Here is a 21,573-nt window from a genome sequence, read left to right on the forward strand (position 1 = left end):
AGAACGTGTTCCACTTTCCACAAGCCCCCGGGGGTGTTCCGGGGACGGCAAAATCCCGCTGCCGCGGCGGCACTTGGCCAGGGCGTCGGCGGGATCGGGCGGGGGCGGGGCGCGGGCTCAGTCCGCGTCGAGCCGGGCGACGAGTCTCTTGGGGGCGATCGTCCGGTAGCTCTCCTCCACCCAGTCGCAGAGCAGGTCGACCGGCGTCCCGCCGGTCAGCGGCACGGACACCCAGCCCGACCGCCCCAGCCCGTACCCGGTGGGCGCGGCTCCGGGCACGGCGAGGGCGTGCCCGTGGGTCTCCTCGTCCTTGAGCTTGACGCTGATGCCGGGGCTCTCGACGTTCCCCTCCGCCCCCAGGAAGACGAAGATCTTCTTGTTGACCTTGATGACGGCGTCGTCCTCCCACGGGAACTCCTCAACGGTCCCGGGGAGTCCGAGCGCGAAGTCACGGACCTTCGCCCGCGCGGTGAGGGGAGCTGGGGATGCCGGCATGGGGTCCTCCGGTCGGGAGCTGTCCGTACGCGTCGCGGCACGCGCCGCTGCCCGTCACACGCTAGTGCGCGGGCGACGGCGCGGCACGTTCGTCGGTGGCGCGTCCGGTGTGTGCGGGCGTGGGTGTCCGCACCGGCACCACCGGGCCCGCGCTCACAGAAGGCCGCCCTCCTCCAGGTAGCGGCGTACGGACCGCACGGCGGAGTCGGGCAGCGGGGTCTGGGGGGCGGCGGTGGCGGGGCAGTCGATGACGCCGAGCAGGTGGAGGGCGGCCTTGAAGCCGCCGAGTGCGGAGGAGCTGCCGCCCATGGCCGCCGGATCGCCCGTCTCGGTGAGCGCGAACAGCGCGGCGAGCCGGTCCTGTTCGGCGGCCGCTTCGGTCCAGCGGCCCGCGCGCGCGTGTCCGTACAGCCGTACGTAGGCGGCCGGGTCCACGTTGCCGAGGCCGGGGACGACGCCGTGGGCGCCCGCCAGCAGGGCGGCGTCGACGGTGAGTTCGGAGCCGGTCAGCACGGAGAACGTGTCGGCGAGGCCGCGGCCGCGCAGGGCGACCAGCAGACGGCGCAGCGCCCCGCCGTCGCCGCTGCTGTCCTTGAGCCCGGCGAGCGTGCCGTCCTCGGCGAGCGCCAGGACCGTGGCGGCGGCGAGCTTGGTGTGGACGGCGGACGGGATGTCGTAGGCGAGGAGCGGCAGGTCCACCCCGTCGCGGACGCGGCGGAAGTGGGTGGCGGCCTCGGTCGGGTGGGGGTGCGAGTAGAAGGGCACGGTGGCGACGAGGGCGTCCGCGCCGAGTGCCGCGGCGGCGCGGGCCTGGTCGAGCACGCGCGCGGTGGTCATGTCGATGACCCCGGCCAGCACGGGGACCCGGCCGGCGACGGTGTCGACGGTGGCCCGCAGCGCGGTGCGGCGCTGCGCGTCACTCAGATAGGCGGTCTCCCCGCTGGAACCGAGCGCGAAGACGGCGGTGGCGCCGGCGGTGAGGACGTGTTCGACGAGCGCGGCGAGGGAGCGGGTGTCGATGTCGCCCGATGGAGTGAGCGGAGTGCACAGCGGAGGGACGACGCCGGAGAGGGGGCTGGGCAGAGCCATCGCGGGACCGGCCTTCGGCAGGAGGGGAACGGGCGAGCGATCCGGACACGGTAGATCCGCTTCCGCGCCCGCGGCCGAATCTGGCCCAGCGCCCGGTGGGTGTCAAGACCGCGGTGGCGCTGCGCGCGGCCGGGCCGGAAGCCGTGCCGCCTGACGGCGGGTCGTCACGATGCACCTCGGCGAGGCCGCTGCCCGGATCCCGTCCGCGCGTCGGCCGCCCGCGCCGCTCCGCTCACCCTCGGACCGGCCGGACTCGGCCGCCCGCGTCAGCCCTGCGCCCACCCGCAGGCGAAGCCCTGTGCCGAGCACCGAGGACACCGCGCCCGGCAGACCGCCCGCACCGCTCCCCCTGGGACCGACCGAACTCACCACCCGCGTCAGCCCTGCGCCGAGCACCGAAGACGCCGCACCCGGCAGACCACCCGCCCCCGGGGACCGGGCGCCAACCTCCGGGCGCCGGGCGCCCGACCCCGTCGCCTCCGCCGGCGCCGGCGCACCGGTACGCGTCGGCGGCCGTCACCCCGGGGCCGTGGCCCGGATCCGTTCCACCGGCCGGGGAGTTCGGCCACTCCCCCGGGACCGGCCCGACTCCGCCACCCGCGGTTCGCGGGGCTACGCCCCCGCCGCCGCGTTCGACAGCGCCCGGCGGCAGAGGGAATCCGCCGCGCGGGTGGTTTCGGGGAGGCGGAAGTCGCGGGCCAGGCGCAGGGCGTGGGCGCAGGCGTGGTCGAGGCTCACGCGGTGGCCGACGGAGACGAAGACGGGCTTGACGCCGTCCTGGGTGCGCAGGGCGCGGCCCACCTCCTCGTCGCCGTCCAGGAGCGGGGAGGTGTCGCCGCGCCGCGGCCCGGGTGGGGCGTAGGTGAAGGTGAAGGGGTTCTTGGCGACGCCGATCGTGGGCAGGCCGGTGAGGACGCCGAGGTGGGCCGCGAGGCCGAAGCGGCGGGGGTGGGCGAGTCCGTAGCCGTCGCAGACGATCAGGCCGGGGGTGACGGTGAGAGCGCCGAGGGCAGCGAGCACGGTGGGGATCTCGCGGAAGGCCAGCAGGCCCGGGACGTAGGGGAAGGCCACGCGGCCGACCGCCGTGGCCTCCTCGACGACGTCGAACGTCTGCGCGTCGAGCGCGACGGCCGCCGCCGCGACGACGTCCCGCTCGTCGTCGTAGGCCACGTCCACACCGACGACCACGAGCGGCTCGCCGGGCGGCGGCCCCGCCTCGTCCGTCACGACCCGCCCGCGCAACTCGTCCTGGACGGCGATCGCTTCCGCCTCCGTCGTCGGCCAGTCGCCCGGCAGGTTCTCGCGGCCGCCGTGGTCAAGGTGCGCAGTGGTCATAGTGCGGCTCACGTTAATCGAGGGGCGGGCGCGCCGGACTCCCGGGGCGGGCCCCGGCCGCCCCGGGCGCGTAGCCTGTTGATCATGTTTGTACTGGAGCTGACCTACATCGCCCCCGTCGAGCGCGTCGAGGCCGCCCTCGCCGAGCACATCGCCTGGCTGGACGCGCACTACGCGTCCGGTGTCTTCATCGCCTCCGGCCGCAAGGTGCCGCGCGACGGCGGGATCATCATCGCCATCGGCGACGACCGGTCGAAGATCGAGGAGATCGTGGAGAGCGACCCGTTCAGCGTGGCGGGGGTGTGCGAGTACTCGGTCACGGAGTTCGTCGCGACGAAGACGTCCCCGCCGCTGGAGCACTACCGGCAGGAACTGCCTTCCTGAGCCCCGCCGGTCCCGGTCACCGGCCCGGCCGGGCGAGGCGGGCGATCCGTCCCTTCTCCCCGGCCGCCCAGCAGCCGCGGTCGGGTGCGCAGTCGACCGTGTCGTACGAGCCGGCGTCGAAGGCGCGCCAGGTGCGGCCCGCGTCCGCGCTGAACTCGCTGCCGGTCGGTCCGACGGCGAGGGCGGCGGACCGGCTGTGCGGCAGCCAGGCCACGCCGGAGCGGTAGGCGGCCGGTGGCCGGCCCGAGGGTGCCCAGGTGGTGCCGCCGTCGCCGCTGACGGCCGCGGCGCGTGCCGACGGCTGCCCGGCGCGGTAGTCGCCGCCGACGGCCAGCCCGTGCGCGCGGTCGCGGAAGGCGAGCCCGAAGACGCCGCGGGCCGGGTCGCCGGCCGGTACGGGCGCCTCGGTGACCGTCCAGGTGCGGCCGCGGTCGGCCGAGTGGAAGACGCGGGACGTCGCGCCTCCGCCGGTGGCGAACCACGCGTGGGATCCGGCGCGCGCGTCCGCGCCGACCACGCACTGGCCGCTCGCGGCGAACGCCGCCTCGCCGGGGAGCGCCGCGGGCATGCCGGCCGTGGGCAGCACCCGCCAGCTGCGCCCGCCGTCGCCGGTCGCGAGGATCCGGAACTTCCCGTCCACGGGGTCCCCGAGGGCGATGCCGTGGCGGGTGTCGAAGAACGTGAGGCAGTCGTAGAAGGCCTTCGGGTCGGTGTTGCGGAAGCTCTCCGTCCAGGTGGTTCCGCCGTCGTCCGTGCGGAAGACCCGCGAAGCCTCGCCCTCGCCGATCACCAGGACGACCGCGCGGCGCGCGTCGAAGGCCTCCACGTCCCGGAACTCCAGCCCGCCCGCGCCGGGCGGCGACACGTCGCGCCAGCGGCGTCCCCCGTCACGGGTGAGCAGCACGGTCCCCTTGGTGCCCGCCACCCACGCGGTGCTCCGGCTCACGGCCGCGAGCCCGCGGAACCGCGCGTCGGAACCGCTGGTCTTCGTCTCCCAGGCCGGCTGCCGTGGTCCGTCGCCGTGCGGGGCGGGTGCGGCGCCCCGGGCGGGCGCGGTGCCCACGACGGCGAGCGCCACCCCACAGATCCCGGCGAGTAATCCTCGTAACGACTTCCCCATCCGCCTCATAGGGCGGGAAGCTAGCCGACCGGGGGCGGCCCGTCCATGGTGCCGTCGGCGAAGAAACAGTCCAAGTTTCATCCTTTTGACCGATCGGATGTGGCTGTACGGGTGATCCGAGGGCCCGGCGGGCGCACCTAGCGTGAAACGCATGACCCCCATCCCCTTGCCGTCCTCCTTCGGCACTCCCTCCGGGCCCCCGCGTCGACGGCTGCGGTGGCCGGCGGCGGCCCTGTGCGGCCTGTGGCTGATCGAGGGGCGACTGCTGAGCCGGGAGGCCGCGGACTGTCCGGGCGTGCACCACGCGCACCTGGTGGTGTGGGCCGCGGGGCTGCTGGTCGCCTTGTGCGTGCTGCCGTGGGCGGAGCTCCCCGTACGGGCCCTGGCGGCCGCCGGGGTGTCGTGGTCGGCGACCGGCTATCTGCTGGCCGTCGGGGTGCACGTGCCGGTCTGGGGGTTCACCGAGAGCGCGGCGCTGCTGACGCTGCTGGCACTCGTCGCCTGGCGCGCTCCGGTACGAGCCGCCGTGCCGCTGGGCGTCGCGCTGGCCGCCGGGGTGCTCGCCGCGCCCGTGCGGGACTCGGACGTGCTCAGCACCACCGTCGTCGCCTACGCCCTCGTCGTGGCCGGGGTCACCGCGCTGGGCCTGTGTCTGCGCTACCGGGACGCCGAGCGTGCCAAGGCGGTGGCCGCCGCGCGCGACGCCGAACGACTGGAGCTGGCCGGCGAGTTGCACGACTTCGTCTCCCATCACGTCGCCGCGATGACCCTGCTGGCGCGCGCCACCGGCTCGCTGGCGAAGGACGAGCGCGTCGCCGCGTCCCTGCGTGACATCGAGGAGGCCGGCGACGAGGCGATGACATCGGCCAGGCGGCTGCTGCGCGTCCTGCACCAGGACCAGCCCCACCGCGAGCCGCTGCCGGGAGTGGGCGGACTCACGGAGCTGGTCGACGGCTTCCACCGGACGAACCCGGGCGCCCCGCGGGTCACCCTGCACGTCGACCCCTGCTTCGACGCGGGCCTCGCCCCCGAACTGGCGGCGTCCGTGCACCGCATCGTCGGCGAGGCCCTGGCGAACGTGGCCAAGCACAGCCCCGACGCCTCGGCCGTCCGCGTCACGCTCCGCCGGGCCGGCCACCGCCTCTTCGTGTCCGTGCACGACGACGGCGCCGCCCCGCGGCAGCAGCCGCACCGCACGCCCGAGGACAGCGGCGGCCTCGGCCTCGTCGGCCTCACCGAGCGGGCCGACGCGATCGGCGGCACGTTGACGGCGGGGCCGGTTCCGGGCGGTGGCTGGGAGGTCCTGGCCGCGCTGCCCGTACGCCCGTAGGGCGGTGTGTCCTGCCGACCGCGGGGCCGTCTTGCCGCCTGCGGCGGCGAGCGCCCTGCGGGCGCGTCCTCAAACGCCGGACGGGCTCGGGTGGCGATCGAGGACACCGCCGCGCAGCGGAGGTGCACCCGGCACGGCCCGCACGAGCGGCTCAGCCGTACCAGCAGATCGTCCAGTGCCCGGCGCCCCACTCCAGGCAGTGGCGGGTGGGCGTCGCCGACGGGGTGGGCACCCGGGTGGGGCTCGGGATCGGCGGCGGGGTGGTCGACGGGACGGACGTCGGGGCCGGGGGCCGGGTGGGCGCCGGGGCCGAGGTCGTGGGCGCGGACGTGGCCGTGGGGGACGGGGCGGGCGGCCGGACGGGCGAGGGCGCCGTCGTGGCGGTGGGCGGGGTCGCCACCGCACCCGGACGCGGCCCGGCCGTCGGCGAGCCGTCGGCCTTGTCCGTGGCGGAGGGCGCGGGAACACCCCGCGTCTGTCGGCCCGTCGCCCCGGGAGCCGGTGCACCCGGCCCCGTCGGCGCTGCCGACCCCTCCGAACCCGCCGGCCCCGTCGCCTCCGCGGAATCCTTCGGCGCCGGCGAACCGGTACGGGCCGGCGCCGTCACCCCCGGGGCCGCGGCCTCCTGCCGCGGCCCGGATCCGTTCCCTGCGGCCAGCGCGAAACCCGCGGCGACCGCGCCCGCCACCGCCAGCACGCCCACACCGGCCGCGCCCGCCGCGACCGGGCCGGCCTGCCCGCTTCCGCCGCGCAGCAGCCGCCCCACGGACGTGAGCGCGCCCGATCCCGCGCCGCCCGAACCGCCGTGTGCGGCACCGGTCGCACCCGCCGCGCCCAGCACCGGGATCAGGAACTTCCCCGCGCCCCCGGCGAACAGCACCAGCAGCGCCGGGCCGACGAGGGCGGGCAGGCGGTGGTTGGCCTGGGTGAGCAGGGCCATCCGGGCCCGGCAGTCGGGGCAGTCGGCGACGTGCGCGTCGAGCCCGTCGGACTGCCGGGCCGAGGCCACGCCCCGCACGCGCGCCGGCATGCGCTCCCAGTGCCTCCCGCACGCCGCCCGTGCCGGGGCGCCCGGCAGGGCGCGCAGGAACGCCTGGCGCATGCCCTCGCGGGCCCGGTGCAGCAGGACGGCCGTGGCGCCGCGCCCGGTGCCGATGCGCCGGCCGACCGCCTCGAGCGGCTGCCCCTCGGCCTCCGCCAGCCAGAGCGCGGTGACCCAGCGGCGGGGCAGCTGCCCGAGGACATTCGCGAGCAGTTCGACGTAGGCGACGCGCTGGAAGGGGTCGGAGCCGGTCGTGGCCGGGACGTCCGGCCAGGCGGGCCCGTCCACCGGGTCCTGCGGGATCTCCCGCGTCGCCCGCCCCACGGTGGTGGCGAGGTTCCGCACGGTGGTGGTGAGGTAGGCGGACACGTTGTCGATGTCGTGCCCGTCCCGCAGTCGGCGCCAGACCCGGAAGTGGGCCTCGGCCACGAGGTCCTCGGCGGCCCAGGAGTCCGCGGTGAGGGTGCGCGCGTACGCCACGAGCCGCGGGTGTTCGCGCTCGTAGAGCCGCGTGTAGTCGGCCGCTCCCGGCGCTGTCGAACGGTCGGTCATCGTGGTGCGCACTCCTGTCGGTGCCTCGCCGCGGGCGGCGGGCTTCTCGGCAGGTCCGCCCGCCCTTGGAGGCATTACTTAGAGTTCGCAAGCGTAGATGGCAAATGTCTCCCCCATCCAAGGGCAGTGACGCAGCTCACGCTCGATTCATGTGCACGAGGGCGATCGATAACCCGTCTCTCCAGCCGAAGAGGCAAGGACCCGCACCACCCGGAATCAAGCGCAAGGGAGCAGGCGTTGTCCACTCTCATCGACCAGGCCGTCCAGGCCCGGCTCATCGTCTCGGCCCCGCCGGCCCGCGCCGTTCCCGCGCGGCTGCGTTACGAGCGCTCCGATCCCTTCGCCGTGCACATCGCGTTCCCGCCCGCCGCCTCCCTCGACGGCGCGGAGGTCGAGTGGACCTTCGCCCGCGAGCTGCTGGCGACCGGCCTCAACACGTCGACGGGCTGCGGGGACGTACAGGTGTGGCCGTGCGGGGCGGACCGCACGGTGCTGGAGTTCCACGCGCGGGAGGGGGTGGCCATGGTCCAGCTCGACACCGCCGAACTCCGCCGGTTCCTGGGGCGCTCGTACGAACTGGTGCCCGCGGGCACCGAGGCGGGTCATCTCGACGTGGACAGCGACCTCGCCGCGCTGCTGCGGGAGGCCTGACCGGGCGGTCCCGGCGGCGCCCACGGGACGTACGCGACCCAGTCGGTGCCCGGCAGCGGCCGCGGCAGCCAGTCGCGGGCGTAGGACGGCAGGTAACCGTCGCGGGGATCGAAGAGGACGGCCGTCGGCTCGTACCCCGAGGTGCGCACGATGTCGGCGGTGGTGGCCGAGCGGTTGTTGCCCGCGGTCTGGGCGGAGGCGCACCCCGCCGCGTAGGCGATGGGCTGCGCGCGCGGGCCGGTCACGAGGCAGGGCGGTTCGATGCCGAGGCGGCGCAGCGCCTCGGCCGCGCGACGGTAACGGACGGCGGTGTCGCGGGCGTCGGCCGTGTTCACCCGCAACTCCTCCAGTTGCACGGAGAGATGGGCGACGAGCACCGCGCACAGCAAGGCGGTCACGGCGTGCCGCCGCCCCGCGGTGCGGACGGATCGCACGGCCCGGGCCGCGAGACCGGCCACGGGCAGGGCGAGCAGGGCGTAGGCGGGGAGCAGGAAGCGGGGGGCGGAGTAGTCGAGGAGCAGCAGATAGGGCGCGGCGAGGCCGAGCGCGCAGGCGACGGGCAACAGGGTGACGGCCGCCCCCTCCCCTGAGCGGCGGCGGGCCCGCAGAGCGAGCGCGCAGGCGGTGGCGGTGACGGCGGGGAGCAGCAGCCACCACAGCGAGTGGGTGAGCGGCGGTCCCGCGATCCGGCAGGGCCGGCACAGCTGGGGGCCGTTGAGAGCGCGGTGGGCGGCCCGGAATCCGGCGCCGAGGTGCGCGCCCATGCCCCCTTCGGTGTCGCTGGACAGGGCCAGCCGGTGCGCGATGCCGCCGAAGCGTACGTACGCCTCGACGGCCCACTGCGCACCGCCGAGCGCGAGCCCGCCGAGGACGGCGGCCACGGTGCCCGGCCGGCGCCAGGCCCGTACGGCCGCGCAGCCGGCCAGCAGGGGCAGGGCCAGCCAGACCCCGTCGTGGGCGCGGAAGAGGGTGGCAGCGGCGAGGGTGACGACGACGCCGGCCAGGGCGGTGCCCCGGTCGGTGACGCCGTGGTGGGCGCGCAGGAACCAGCCCACGGCGGCGACGGCCGCGAGCGCGACCCAGAGGTTCGGCATGACCTCCGGGCCGCTGAGCACGGTGATCCACAACCCGGCGAAGAGCAGCGCCGCGAGCGCCGGCCGTCCCCGCCCGAGCAGCGGCTCCCACAGCTTGAACGCCGCGTACAGCGTGGCCGAGGAGAGCAGCACCAGCACCAGGCGCAGGGCGAGGGTGGAGGAGGTGACGACGAGGACGGGCGCGACGAGGAAGCTGACGCCGCGTGAGCGTGGGGCGCTGAAGTAGGCGGCCGGGTTGTGGGGGTCGACCTGCGAGAGGTAGACGCTCTCGTCCCAGCCGAGCTCCATGTGCGCCACGGCGTAGCACAGTTGCAGCACCGCGTAGCCGAGCGCGACGGCCGCCAGGCGCGGATCGCGGCGGACCGGGCGGACCGGCCGGATGGGGACGGGCTCGGTGACCCGCTCGGTGGTGGCCATGGTCCTCTTCTACCCCATCCACGCCCGGTGGCGGCCCGTTCGTACGGCGGGGCGGTGTCAGGACCGTTCGGCTCTGAGCCGGGAGGCGGCGATCTCGGCCTCGGCGGCGGTGCGGTCGGCCCAGCAGGCGCCGTCGACGGACTTGCCGGGTTCGAGCTCCTTGTAGACCTCGAAGAAGTGCTGGATCTCCAGCCGGTCGAACTCCGACAGGTGCCGCAGGTCCCGCAGGTGCTCGTGCCGGGGGTCCCGGGCGGGCACGCACAGGACCTTGTCGTCCTCGCCCTGTTCGTCGCGCATCCGGAACATCCCGATCGCGCGACAGCGGATGACGACACCGGGGAAGGTGGGCTCGCCCGCGAGGACCAGCGCGTCCAGCGGGTCCCCGTCGGCGCCCAGGGTCCCTTCGATGTATCCGTAGTCCGCGGGATAGCGCGTCGAGGTGAACAGCAGCCGGTCCAGCCGGATACGCCCCCACTCGTGGTCCATCTCGTACTTGTTCCGGCTGCCTTGCGGGATCTCCACGATGACGTCGAAGTCCACGGATGCTCCTCGGTAGGTGTCGGAGCACCATGGTGGCGCGGTCTGCCCGTGGGGCACCATGGCGCGGTGGCGCTACGGGTTCGTTTCGGAGCTCGGCGCCCCGTGAGCCTCGCCCCTGCGCGGGGGGCGGCGTTGCGCCTGCGCCACCGGCCGCGGGCGCGGCCCGCCTGTCGGCCCGGCGCGATGGCCGGGCGTCGGCGCGCGGCTCGCCGCGTCCGGGGACCCGCGGCCGACCGCCGTTTCCGTCCGCGAGCGTGACGCCCCGTGCGCGTCGCCCCAGTGCGGGACCGGTCGGCGTTGCGCCTGCGCCACCGGCTGCGGGGCGCGGCCCGCCTGTCGGCCCGGCGCGATGGCCGGGCGTCGGCGCGCGGCTCGCCGTGTCCGGGGGTTCCGAGGCCGACCGCCGTTTCCGTCCGCGGCCCCGTGCCTGGAGCTTGCCGCTCCGTGAGCCTCGCCCCTGCGCGGGGGGCGGCGTTGCGCCTGCGCCACCGGCTGCGGGGCGCGGCCCGCCTGTCGGCCCGGCGCGATGGCCGGGCGTCGGCGCGCGGCTCGCCGTGTCCGGGGACCCGCGGCCGACCGCCGTTTCCGTCCGCGGGCCCGCGCCCGGAGGTTGCCGCTCGGTACGCGCCTCGCCCCTGCGCGGGGCCGGTCGGCGTGGCGCCTGCGGCCCGGCCGCAGGGCGCGCCGTGGCGGCGGCACCGTCCTCCTGCGACGGGAGGCGCCGGGACGCGCAGGGCGGTTGCGGCACGGGGCCGCGGGTGACCACGGCGACCGGCCTAGGACGGCAGCAGACGGCAGCAGACGGCTCAGTCGTCCTCCGGCGCGGAGCGCGCCGGAACGAGGCAGCGGCCGTCCGGCCGCGCGCCGGGGAGCCGGGGCTCGGGTGCCGGCTCGGCCCCGGGCGCCGAAGCCGACGCGGCCCGCCGCGGGCCGGCGGGCCCGGCAGTCGGCACGGGCCCAGAAGTACAGCCCTCGGCAGGAGACACCGCCCGGCGCGGCCGGCCGGACTCGGCAGTCGGCACCGGACCGGAAGCAGCACCGCCCTCGGCACGAGGCACCGCAGGGGCCCCGCGGTCCACGTCCCGCACCGTCAGCATGACCACCCCGGTCGTGGCGACCGCGCCCGCCACGAAGGCCAGCACCCCGCCGGTCACCCCGTAGCGGAAGCCCTCGCCGAGGACGGTGATGCCGACCGCCGCCGCGACGACGGGGTTGACGACGGTCACCGTCGCGAGCGGTGCCGCGAGCCCCGCCCCGCGGTAGGCGGCCTGCGACAGCAGCAGGCCCGCCGTGGCGAGGACCGCGATGACGCCGAGGGTGGGCAGCAGCGAGCCCGTCGCGCGGTCGGTCCAGTCCTCGGCCGCCGCCTTGGTGAAGACGGACGCCATTCCGAAGGCGGCACCCGCCGCGGACGCCAGCATCACGCCCCGTACGACGGGCCGCCGCATCCGGTGCGCGGCGAGCACGAGCGCGGCCACGGCGCCCAGGACGACCGCCGCGAGCACCGGCCGCTCGGCGCCCCCGAGGGTCTCGGGGTGCGGGGTCCCGGTCAGTGAGAGCAGCCCCGCGAGGCCGACGGTCGCGAGGATGGCCCCGCGCCACCCCGCGGCCCCGACCGGCCGGTGCACGAGCAGGGCGGCCATCGGCAGGGCGAACACCAAGGTCAGCGCGCCCAGCGGCTGCACCAGGCTCAGCGGTCCGAACGCCAGGGCCACCACGTGCAGCGTCGCGCCCACGCCGGTGAGCGCGACGGCGCCCCACCAGCCCGGGCGGCGCAGGGGCGCGTAGGTGACGCCGTCGCTGGTGGCCGCGACGCGCTCCTGTGCGATGGCCGCGGCCGCGTAGGCGGCGGCGGATATCAGGCACAGCAGCACCGACACCATGAGTGAACTCACGCCACGCCTCGCCTGTCCGTTCCATCGCGGTTCATACCCTCAACAATGCCTCGCGCGGGGAGCCGCCGTCGTCGTACCTGAGTACGGGCTTGGTCCTACCACCGATGGAGTACGGGGGGAGTACGGAGAGTGACGCCGTCACCCTCCTCGAGGGCGTCCGGCACGGGTGGTCACGGTGGCCAATTCTCCCCATCCCCTCAACCGGAATATCCGGAATCGACGTCATACGTACGCCGTCTGCTCTTCATGAATTTCCACCGGCGGGGGCGGCGCCGGGGCCGAGGGTGTCCGGAAAACTCATTGCCAATCCTCACCTCGGACATATGGACTCGACGCGAGCGCCCGCACGGGAATTGGTTGTACATCACGGGGGGAACCACCATGTGCAGCACTTCACGAATTTGGCATGCCCCTGCCGTCGGGGAAGCCGGGGGGCAAAAGGGCCGCCGCGTCACGGTCATCGGTGCCGGGATTGCCGGACTGGTGGCGGCCTACGAGCTGGAGCGGCTGAATTACCGGGTCCGGATACTGGAAGGCAACACCCGCATCGGCGGTCGCATCCACACCCACCGGTTCGGCCCCGACCCCGGCGCACCGTCCGTGGAACTCGGAGCCATGCGCATTCCGACCCATCACCGACGCACCCTGGAATACATCGAACATTTGCGCCTCGGTGAGAATGTTCGGGAATTCAGGACCCTCCTGTCGGACGAGAACGCATTCCTGCACACGGCCGACGGGTTCGTGCGGATACGGGACGCGTCCGGTCCGCTGCACCGCAGCTTCCGGCGCGAGCTCGCGCGGGACCGCCACCCCGGCTCGTACGACGACGCCACCGTCGCCTTCGGCGCCTGGCTCACGGCCGTCGTCGGGGCCATCGCCCCGCCGGACCTGCGGGACGCGCTGCGCGCGGACCTGCGCCGACAACTGCTCGACCTGGTCGCCCGTATCGATCCGGCCCCGTACCTGACCGGGGCGGCCGGGGGCCGGGTGGACCTCCACGCGCTCTTCGCGGCGCACCCGGGGATCCGGGCCGGTTGCAGCGGCCGGCTCAACGGCTTCCTCGACGACATCCTCACCGAGACCAGCCCCGCGCTGCTGCGGATCGAGGGCGGTATGGACCAGCTGCCCCGCCGGCTCGCCGAGCGGCTGCGGGGCCCGGTGTCGTGCGGCCGCAAGGTGGTGGGCGTGGAGGTGCGGGAGCACGACGTGCTGGTCCACTCCCGCACGGCCGCCCGCACGGTCGTCGAGCCCAGCGACTTCGTCGTCTGCGCGGCGCCCTTCCCGGCGCTCCGGCGCATGCGGCTGACCGGCCTGGACGCCGACAAGCTGGCCGTGCTGCGCGAGGTGGACTACTGCCCGGCCACCAAGGTGGCCTTCCATTGCCGGGAGCCCTTCTGGCAGGCGGACGGCATCGACGGCGGGGCCTCGTTCACGGGCGGCAGCATCCGCCAGACGTACTACCCGCCCGCGGACGGCGGCCGGGGGCGTGGGGCGGCGCTGCTGGCCAGCTACACGATCGGCCGCGAGGCCGAGCGGCTCGGGCGGATGTCGCCCCGCCGCCGGCACCGTCTCGTCCTGGAGGAGCTGAGCGCGGTCCATCCCGAACTGCTGCGGCCCGGCATGGTCCTGGAGGCGGTGAGCACGGCGTGGGGGCACACGCCGTGGACCGTGGGCTGTGCGATGCGCTGGGGCAAGGACGCGGCCGAGGTCGAGGAGGAGCGGGTCCGCGCGGCCCGCCCGGTGCACCGGCTGTTCTTCGCGGGCGAGCACACCTCGACGACCCCGGCGTGGATCGAGGGGGCCGTCGAATCGGCGCTGCGGGCCGTCGAGGAGATCGACGGGTACGCGCCGAGCCGCCGTCCCGCCGCCGCCTTGGGGATCCACGACCCCGCGGGAGCGTGGTGATGAGCGTCTTCGACCTGCCGAGGCTGCACTTCGCCGGAGTCGCGACGACGAAACTGCCGACCGGGCCGCGCTGCGGACGCGTCGACCTGTCCGCGAACCGGGTGCTGACCGACGAGGGGCCCTTCCCCGCCGACCGGCCCGCGCGCGACTTCCACGCCTATCTCGACGAGCGCGGCCCGCGCTTCGACCGGGACGGGCGGCCCGCGCCGCGCGGGGAGTTCAGCCTGGCCAAGGGCTGGAACTTCGACGGCAACGGCCACTTCCTGATGGACTCCCGCATCGTCGCCGCCGAGGGCGCGGACGGGGTTCTGGACGTCGCCGACCCGGTGGTCGGCCGCAACGTGGACGTCTGGGGCCACTACAACGACTATCTGCGCACCACCGTCAACCGGGCCCGCGTCTTCGACCTCGACCCCGCGTCACGGTGGACCACGGCCCTGATGGTGGGCCGGTTCGGCTTCGGCCGCGTCGGCCGCTCGCACGACCAGGGCTATCTGTTCACCGGTGGGGTGAGCGGTCTCCAGCCGCCGCGCTGGGTCGACTTCGGCCACGTCCTGGACGTCGGCGAGCACGTGCTGGCCCCGCAGTTGCGCTACTGCGCGGTGCACCAGTTCGTGGTGGCGGACGACGGGGACGCCGACTGGCTCCCCGACGCCGGCTCCTCCCCCGTGGTGGGTGCGCTGCGCGAGGCCGTCGAGAGCGGTGCGGACGGTCTCGTCGTGCAGTTCGCGCTGGACGGCATGTCGTCGCCCGTGGCCCCGGACGCGCCGAGTCACTGGCGGGTCCGGGGGACGATCGCGCCGTGGCACGCAGACGAGTTGCGCACCTACCCGGCGGGGCGGCTGCTCGTGCCCGGCCCCCCGAACGCGGGCAGGACGGCCTTGCACCACCTCACGGTCGAGGTCGCGGACGGGCGGGCCGCGTTCAACATGGTCTCCGCCGTCCCGCTCACCGGCCGGGCCGAACAGGCGGGCCCCGGCCCGCTGCACCGGCTCGGCCCGCCGCTGGACCTCGGCGACCTGGAGCTGCGGACGGCCGGTACCGACCGGCTCGTCGCCCGGCTGCCGTCGGCGGCCTACCGCGACGGCCTCACCTCGGGCATCGTCACCACGCCCGCCGAACCCGGCTGGGAAGCGGCCGGGGACGCGGCGCTGTATCTGACCGGCGTCCTGCCCGGCGGCCGGCGGGCGACGCTGCTGACCGAGCGGGAGACGGTCGTCCAGAGCGACGAGGCGCTGACGGCCCTGCACCACCGCGACCTCGCCCACGGCCGCGACCACGCCGTGGCGGTGCCGCTGCGCAGCTACGTGCGCGGCCGCCCCGCGAGCGCGGGCCCGGTGTCCGTGCGGCAGTACTTCAACCCCCGCGCGCTGCCCGGCCACCGGCCGGCCGGGACACCCGGCGCCCGCTGCGGCGACGCGGTGCTGCTGGGGCTGCGCGCGGGCCCGCCGGAGGGGCCCGGCGACTACGCCCCCGAGTGCGTCGTCGAGACGGACGAGCACGGCCACGGCCTGCTCACCCTGCGCGGCGAACGGGCGGGCACCTGCCGGATCCTGCTGTCCACCGGCCCCGGCGACCTGCCGGACACGGCCCCCGGCGCACCGGGATCGGCCTGGGCGGCCTACGACGACGAGGACGCGCTCGGCTTCTGGGCGGGGGCCGGCGCACTGGCCGTACGGGTCCTGCCCGACGACTGGCACCTGGACGACGTGCCCCGCCAGGACGTGGACTTCGCGCTGTTGCACCGGGAGGTGTTCGCCTACTACGAGCAGGTCTCCTCCTTCATGACGTCGGAGGTGTTCAGCCTCGCCGACCGGTGCAAGGTGGAGACGTACGCGGAGCTGGCCTGGCAGATGTGCGACCCGGGCAACAAGGCCAAGACGTACTACATGCCGCCCACCCGCGATCTGACGGATCCCAAGGCGCGGCTGCTGCTGGCGTATCTGCGCAACCAGCAGGCGCGGGTGCGGCCGCCCGTCCCGGCGCCCGCCGCGCTCGGCACGGAGCCGGGCATCACCACGCGCGGCCAGTTGTGGACCGCGCTGAAGCAGGCGGCCGCACTGGAGCTGGCGGTGATGCTGCAGTACCTGTACGCGGCCTTCTCGCTGCCGACCCACGGGGCCGGGAGCCAGTACGTACGGCGCGGGCTGTGGACGCCCGGGCAGTTGGAGCTCGCGTGCGGCCAGGGCGGTGCCACGACGGACGACGGGATGCGCGGGGCGCTGCTGAACGTGGCCCGTGAGGAGATGATCCATTTCCTGGTGGTCAACAACATCATCATGGCCATCGGCGAACCGTTCCACGTCCCGGCCGTCGACTTCGCCACCATCAACTCCGTGCTGCCGGTCCCGCTGGACTTCGCGCTGGAGCCCTTGAGCGTCGGCAGCGTGCAGCGGTTCATCGCGATCGAGCAGCCCGCCGGGCTCGTCCCGGAGATCCGTCGGGAGGGTGCCGCACGCCCGGAGGCGGACGGCTCTCCGGAGCGGCGGCGGGCCTTCGCGTGGGGCTCGGTGAGCGAGCTGTACGCGGGGATCCGGGAGGGGCTTCAGCGGGTGCCCGACCTGTTCCTGGTGGAGCAGGGCCGGGGCGGCGGCGAGCACCACCTGTTCATGCGGGAGTCGCTCAACGCCACGCACCCCGACTACCAGTTGGAGGTCGACGACCTGTCGAGCGCGCTGTTCGCGGTGGACTTCATCACCGAACAGGGCGAGGGCGGGGCCCTCGGCCACGGCCCCGGCCGGCCCTCGGACGTGTCGCACTTCCAGACGTTCCTGCGGATCGGCGAGGCGCTGACGACCGAGCGGGTCGAGGGCCCGTACGGGCGGCTGGCACCGTGGAACCCGGCCTACCCGGTGCTGCGCAATCCGACGGTGGAGCCGGGCGACGGCGCGAAGGACCCGATCACCGACCCGGAAGCGCGCACCGTGGCGCGGCTGTTCAACCGCTCCTACTACCTGATGCTCCAACTCATGGCGCAGCACTTCGGGGAGAGCCCCGACGAGAGCCTGCGCCGCTCGAAGCTGATGAACACGTCCATCGACGTCATGACCGGCATGATGCGCCCGCTGGCGGAGCTGCTGGTCACCATGGAGTCGGGGCGGCGCGGCCGGACGGCGGGCCCGACGTTCGAACTCGACGTCGCGCCCGTCGCGGGCCCCCGGCCCGACGTGGCGCGCCGTGCGCTCGCGCTGCGCTTCGAGCACCTGTCGGCCGCGGCCCTCAAGTGCGCGTCGGTGCCGACGCAGGTCCCCGAAATGATGGCGTTCTACGCCGACTTCTTCCGCAGGAGGGAGGGAAGGTCATGAGTCGAATCCCTTGCACGACGGACGTATTGATCGTCGGCGGCGGCCCGGTGGGTCTGGCGCTGGCGCTGGACCTGAAGTACCGGGGCGTCCGCTTCATGGTGCTGGAGTCCTCCGACGGCACGCTCTCGCACCCGAGGGTGGGCACGGTCGGCCCCCGGTCGATGGAGCTGTTCCGGCGCTGGGGCGTCGCCGACCGGATCCGGGCCACGGGCTGGCCCGGGGACCACCCGCTGGACATCGCGTGGGTCACGGCGGTCGGCGGCCACGAGATCCACCGCCTGGACTTCGGTACGGCCGACAACCGCCCGCCGCTGGCGTACACCCCCGAACCGGAGCAGGTGTGCCCGCAGCACTGGCTCGGCCCGCTGCTCGCGCGGGAAGTGGGCGTGCACCCCGACGGCCCGCTGCGGCGGCGCTGCCGCCTCGACCGCTTCACCCGCTACGACGACCAGGTCGTCGCGACGGCCACCGACCTCGACGACGGCTCGCGGCTGACGATCCGCGCGCGTTATCTCGTCGGCTGCGACGGGGCGGCGTCGCCGGTCCGCAAGGCCGCGGGCATCGCGGCACCGGCCCGCTACGAGACACGGGTCTTCCGCAACATCCTCTTCCGCGCGCCGGGGCTGCGCGAGCGGCTCGGTGCGCGCGGCGCCCTGGTGTACTTCCTCACCCAGCCGCCGACGTTGCGCTATCCGCTGCGGTCGATGGACGGCCGGGACCTGTACCGGCTGACGGTGGGCGGCCCCGGCCCGGTCGGCCCCGAGCCGGAGGCGGCCGGGCAGGACGCCCTGACGACGGTCCGCGACGCCATCCGCTACGACACCCCGCTGGAGGTCCTCTCCGAGAACGTCTGGCATCTGACCCACCGCGTCGCCGAGCGCTACCGCCACGGCCGTGTCCTGCTCGCGGGCGACGCCGCGCACACCCTCTCGCCGTCCGGTGGTTTCGGCATGAACACCGGCATCTGCGACGCCGCCGACCTGGGGTGGAAGCTCGCCGCGGAGCTGGCGGGCTGGGCCGGCCCCAAGCTGCTCGACTCCTACGACACCGAGCGCCGCCCGGTCGCCGAGCGCAGCCTGGAGGAGGCCAACGCCCATCTGCTGCGGACGATGCGCCGCGAGCTGCCCAAGGAGATCCTGCTCGACTCCACCGAGGGCGCCCGCGCACGGGCGAAGCTGTCGGAGGGGATGGAACGGAGCGGGGTGCGGCGCGAATTCGAGTCGCCGGACGTGCACTTCGGCTTCCGGTACGTGTCCCCCGTCGTGATCGGCGACGGCAGGAGGGAGCGGGACTGGCGCACCGACGCCCTGCCCGGGGCCCGTGCCCCGCACGCGTGGCTGGGGGCGGACACCTCGACGCTGGACCTGTTCGGCCGCGGCTTCCGGCTGCTGTGCTTCGCCGACTCCGACCGGCTGGCCGCGTTCGAGGCGGCCTTCGCGCACCGGGGTGTCCCGTTGAGGGCGACGCGGTGCCACGACGCGTCGGTGGCGGGGCTCTACCGCAGCGCGTTCGTCCTGGTGCGCCCGGACGGCCATGTCGCCTGGCGCGGCGCGACACTGCCGAGGGACGTGGTGCGGGTCGCGGACACCGTTCGGGGTGCGCGATGACCGGGCCCGCGCCGGGCCCGTTCCGTACGGCCGACGTCGACGTCGCGGACCCGTACCCCTGCTACCGCCGCTACCGGGAGGAGGACCCGGTCCATCGGGGGGAGGGCGGGTGGTACCTCTTCCGTCACGCCGATGTGGCGCGGGTGCTGTCGAGCCGCCGCTACGGCCGGGGCGCGCCGCCCGCCCACCTTCCCGAGGCCTGCCCTCATCTGCGCAGGACCGTCGCGAACTGGATGGTCTTCATGGACCCGCCGCGTCACACCCACGTGCGGGCGCTGGTGGCGAAGGCCTTCACGGCGCGGATCGTGGAGGGGCTGCGCCCGCGCATCGGTGAGCTCGCGGCCGGTCTGGTCGCGGAGTTGGGCGACAGGGTGGCCTCGGAGGGGGAGGCCGACCTGATGGACGGCTTCGCGGCGCCCTTCCCTCTTCTCGTCATCAGCGAGCTGCTGGGCGTGCCGAAGGAGGACCGGCCGTGGTTCCGCGCCCGCGCGGTGGACCTCCAGCAGGCGACCAGCGCGCGCGTCACCCGCGGGCCCGACGCGTTCGCGGTGGCGGAGTCGGCGGCGCGGGAGTTCGGGGCGTACTTCCGTGCCGAGTTCGCGCGGCGCCGCGCGGAGAAGGCGGGTGCCGGGACGGATCTGATCGGGGCGATGCTGGCGGAGCCGGAGCGGACCGGGCTCGACGAGGACCTGCTGGCGGCCACCTGCGTGCACCTCCTCACGGCGGGGCACGAGACGACGACGAACCTGCTCGCCAAGGGCCTCCTGGCGCTGCTCGCCCACCCCGCGCAGTCGAACCGGCTGCGTGCCCGGCCGGGTTTGCTGCCGGGCGCGGTGGAGGAGCTGCTCCGCTACGACTCCCCCGTCCAGATGATCAGCCGGTGGGCCCAGGAGGACGACCGGGTCGGCGGGCGCGTCGTCCGGCGGGGCGACAAGGTCACCCTCGTCCTCGGCTCGGCCAACCGCGACCCCGAACGCTTCCCCGACCCCGACCGGCTGGACATCCACCGCGACGCGCGCCGCCACACCGGATTCGGCCTCGGCATCCACTACTGCGTCGGCGCCCCGCTGGCCCGGGCCGAGGCCGAGATCGGGCTCACCGCGCTGCTGGACGGCCTGCCGGGGCTCGCCCTGGCGGACGAGCCGGTGCGGTGGGCGGACGACCTGGTCTTCCACGGCCCGGCGCGCATGATGGTGCGCGCGGACGGGCGGCCTACCCGCGGCGCGTGAACCACCGCCGGAGATAGGCCTCCAGCCCCTCCACCGTGTCGGTGGAGATCCCGATGTGCCGGTCGGGCCGCACGAGGATCAGCGACCCGGCCCCGGCCAGCCGTCGCCGCGCGCTCCGCGCCGGGTACGGGCGGACGTGCTCGACCGGCATGGCGTAGCCGTCGGTGAGCCGCCGCAGACGGGCTTCATCGAAGGGGGCGCCGCGGGCACCGGGGGCGGTCAGCAGGGTCCAGCGCTCGTAGGAGAGCAGCTCGTGGAGGCGGCACCGACGCCCGTCGAGGAGGACGGGGAGGTCGGGCAGCCGGTCCCCGGCGCGAAGGGACCCGTACCGGCTCCGGTTGTTGCTCTGGTCGTCCTGGCCGCCTTGGGAGAGCCGACTCTCCCGATGATGCATGGCCAGGTCGCTGAGGACCGTCCGGATCCGCCCGGCGAACCACTCCCCGCGCATGAGGTGCGGCCCGGCGAGGCGCATGCCGAGCAGGGTGAGCCGGGTGGGCGGCAGCTCCAGGACGTCGTGCCGCATCTCGCGCATCACCTTCCGGGCCGTGAGCCGCTGCTCGGTGGCGTACGTGTCGAGCAGCGCGTCGACCGCCCAGCCCCGGTGGACGGCGGCGAGCTTCCACCCGAGGTTGTGCGCGCCGCGCAGCCCGGTGTTGAGCCCGTGCCCGCCGATGGGCGCCCACAGATGCGCGCTGTCCCCCGCGAGCAGTGCCCGCCCGACCCGCAGCGACCCCGCGAACCGGTCCTGGAAGCGGGCCCGGTTGGCCCACGGCGGATCGGTCGGCACGAGGGTGGTGCCGGGGTCGTGGGCGGCGTCGGCGACGAGTGCGCGCATCTCCTCGACGGTCGGGGCGTGGTCGATCGTGGGGTCGGGGTCGGCGCTGAAGCAGAAGAAGCGGTAGCCGCCGCCGGGCCGGGGCGAGACCCCGAGGGAAGCGCCGCGCACGAGGAAGAAGTAGCTGCGGTCGGGGGCGTAGGGGTGCTTCCAGTCGGCCTCGGCGTTGATCTGCACGCACTGCAGATTCGGCCGGCGCGCGCCCTCGAACGGTATGCCGAGCGCCTTGCGCACCACGCTGTGCGACCCCTCGCACCCGACGACCCAACGACACCGGAGGCTCGTGCCGAGCCCGTCGGCCCCCCGCACTTCGACGACGGCCCCGTCGTCGGAGGTCCGTACGCCGACCGCCTCCGTCGACCACCGGACCTCCCCGCCCACCTCCCGCAGCCGCTCCCCGAGCAACCGCTCCACGGCGTCCTGCTCGATCGACAACGGCCGCGGATACGCGGTCTCACCGGCCCCGAGGTCGATCCCCCCGACCTCCCGCCCCTCGGCGACCACCTCGACCCGCCGCAACGCCAGCCCCTCGGCCAAGAACGCTTCCGCGCACCCCAGATCCCGCAGCACCTCGAGCGCCCGCTGCCACACCACCCCCGCCCGGGCCTCCCGCTTCCCCCGCGCCTCCTTCTCGACGACGACGACGTCGATCCCGTACTGACGCAGGGCGATGGCGAGCGCGAGCCCGGTGGGCCCGGCTCCGACGACGACGACATCCCGGAACTCGCTCACTGACGTCTCCCCC

General features: G+C 75.1%; 16 protein-coding genes. 7 read left to right on the forward strand and 9 right to left on the reverse strand.

The genetic code is table 11. The features are described 5' to 3' along the window. Window positions 1–117: 117 nt before the first annotated feature. The 3 genes from FHS38_RS21310 to FHS38_RS21320 form a co-directional block, all read right to left on the reverse strand. Window positions 118–495 (reverse strand): MmcQ/YjbR family DNA-binding protein, encoded by a 378-nt coding sequence (locus tag FHS38_RS21310; protein ID WP_184735744.1) that lies wholly within the window; start codon window positions 493–495, stop codon window positions 118–120. Between the two features lie 153 nt (window positions 496–648). Further along, the gene (locus FHS38_RS21315; RefSeq protein WP_184735746.1) at window positions 649–1,584 is read right to left on the reverse strand and encodes a dihydrodipicolinate synthase family protein; all 936 of its coding nucleotides are present in this window, start codon (window positions 1,582–1,584) and stop codon (window positions 649–651) included. A 612-nt stretch (window positions 1,585–2,196) separates the two neighbouring features. Continuing rightward, a complete protein-coding gene (locus FHS38_RS21320) occupies window positions 2,197–2,919 on the reverse strand; it encodes an endonuclease V (protein ID WP_184735748.1) in 723 nt (240 codons plus the stop codon). 84 nt (window positions 2,920–3,003) lie between these two features. Here FHS38_RS21320 and FHS38_RS21325 point away from each other — a divergent pair, with 84 nt between their 5' ends. Next, a complete protein-coding gene (locus FHS38_RS21325) occupies window positions 3,004–3,303 on the forward strand; it encodes a YciI family protein (protein WP_184735750.1) in 300 nt (99 codons plus the stop codon). 16 nt (window positions 3,304–3,319) lie between these two features. On the opposite strand, the gene FHS38_RS21330 is transcribed toward FHS38_RS21325, so the two are convergent. Continuing rightward, on the reverse strand, window positions 3,320–4,423 hold the full coding sequence (locus FHS38_RS21330) for a WD40/YVTN/BNR-like repeat-containing protein (protein ID WP_184735752.1): 1,104 nt from the start codon (window positions 4,421–4,423) through the stop codon (window positions 3,320–3,322). A 151-nt stretch (window positions 4,424–4,574) separates the two neighbouring features. Between FHS38_RS21330 and FHS38_RS21335 the strand changes: the two genes are divergently transcribed. Continuing rightward, window positions 4,575–5,753 carry a sensor histidine kinase gene (locus tag FHS38_RS21335; protein WP_184735754.1) on the forward strand — a complete coding sequence of 393 codons (1,179 nt, stop codon included), beginning with the start codon at window positions 4,575–4,577 and terminating at the stop codon, window positions 5,751–5,753. Between the two features lie 151 nt (window positions 5,754–5,904). Here the strand turns inward: FHS38_RS21335 and FHS38_RS35550 are convergent, their stop codons facing one another. Then, on the reverse strand, window positions 5,905–7,347 hold the full coding sequence (locus FHS38_RS35550) for a sigma-70 family RNA polymerase sigma factor (RefSeq protein WP_229822598.1): 1,443 nt from the start codon (window positions 7,345–7,347) through the stop codon (window positions 5,905–5,907). A gap of 237 nt (window positions 7,348–7,584) precedes the next feature. Between FHS38_RS35550 and ssgD the strand changes: the two genes are divergently transcribed. Further along, a complete protein-coding gene (gene ssgD / locus FHS38_RS21345; protein WP_184735756.1) occupies window positions 7,585–7,998 on the forward strand; it encodes a spore wall synthesis regulator SsgD in 414 nt (137 codons plus the stop codon). On the opposite strand, the gene FHS38_RS21350 is transcribed toward ssgD, so the two are convergent. From FHS38_RS21350 to FHS38_RS21360, 3 genes are all read right to left on the reverse strand, one after another. Next, window positions 7,950–9,509, reverse strand: coding sequence for a hypothetical protein (locus FHS38_RS21350; RefSeq protein WP_184735758.1), 1,560 nt, complete (start codon window positions 9,507–9,509; stop codon window positions 7,950–7,952). The two genes, ssgD and FHS38_RS21350, sit on opposite strands and share 49 nt — an antisense overlap. 57 nt (window positions 9,510–9,566) lie before the next feature. Beyond that, the gene (locus tag FHS38_RS21355; RefSeq protein WP_184735760.1) at window positions 9,567–10,049 is read right to left on the reverse strand and encodes an inorganic diphosphatase; all 483 of its coding nucleotides are present in this window, start codon (window positions 10,047–10,049) and stop codon (window positions 9,567–9,569) included. Between the two features lie 806 nt (window positions 10,050–10,855). Then, window positions 10,856–11,944, reverse strand: coding sequence for a DMT family transporter (locus FHS38_RS21360; protein WP_184735762.1), 1,089 nt, complete (start codon window positions 11,942–11,944; stop codon window positions 10,856–10,858). 381 nt (window positions 11,945–12,325) lie between these two features. On the opposite strand from FHS38_RS21360, the gene FHS38_RS21365 reads away from it, so the two are divergent. From FHS38_RS21365 to FHS38_RS21380, 4 genes are read left to right on the forward strand one after another with little or no spacing between them, the layout of a single operon-like run. Continuing rightward, window positions 12,326–13,852 (forward strand): flavin monoamine oxidase family protein, encoded by a 1,527-nt coding sequence (locus FHS38_RS21365; protein ID WP_184735764.1) that lies wholly within the window; start codon window positions 12,326–12,328, stop codon window positions 13,850–13,852. Further along, entirely contained in the window at window positions 13,852–17,157 is a 3,306-nt protein-coding gene (locus FHS38_RS21370; RefSeq protein WP_184735766.1) for a ferritin-like domain-containing protein, read from the forward strand. Before FHS38_RS21365 ends, FHS38_RS21370 begins: the two co-directional genes overlap by 1 nt. Then, window positions 17,154–18,764 carry an FAD-dependent monooxygenase gene (locus tag FHS38_RS21375; protein ID WP_184735768.1) on the forward strand — a complete coding sequence of 537 codons (1,611 nt, stop codon included), beginning with the start codon at window positions 17,154–17,156 and terminating at the stop codon, window positions 18,762–18,764. Before FHS38_RS21370 ends, FHS38_RS21375 begins: the two co-directional genes overlap by 4 nt. Further along, window positions 18,761–19,993: a cytochrome P450 gene (locus FHS38_RS21380; RefSeq protein ID WP_184735770.1), complete on the forward strand. Its 1,233-nt coding sequence runs from the start codon at window positions 18,761–18,763 to the stop codon at window positions 19,991–19,993. The genes FHS38_RS21375 and FHS38_RS21380 overlap by 4 nt, the downstream gene beginning before the upstream one ends. Here the strand turns inward: FHS38_RS21380 and FHS38_RS21385 are convergent. After that, a complete protein-coding gene (locus FHS38_RS21385) occupies window positions 19,977–21,560 on the reverse strand; it encodes an FAD-dependent oxidoreductase (RefSeq protein ID WP_184735771.1) in 1,584 nt (527 codons plus the stop codon). The two genes, FHS38_RS21380 and FHS38_RS21385, sit on opposite strands and share 17 nt — an antisense overlap. Window positions 21,561–21,573 lie beyond the last annotated feature (13 nt).

The sequence above is a fragment of the Streptomyces netropsis genome, from assembly GCF_014203545.1.
Taxonomy (GTDB): domain Bacteria; phylum Actinomycetota; class Actinomycetes; order Streptomycetales; family Streptomycetaceae; genus Streptomyces; species Streptomyces netropsis.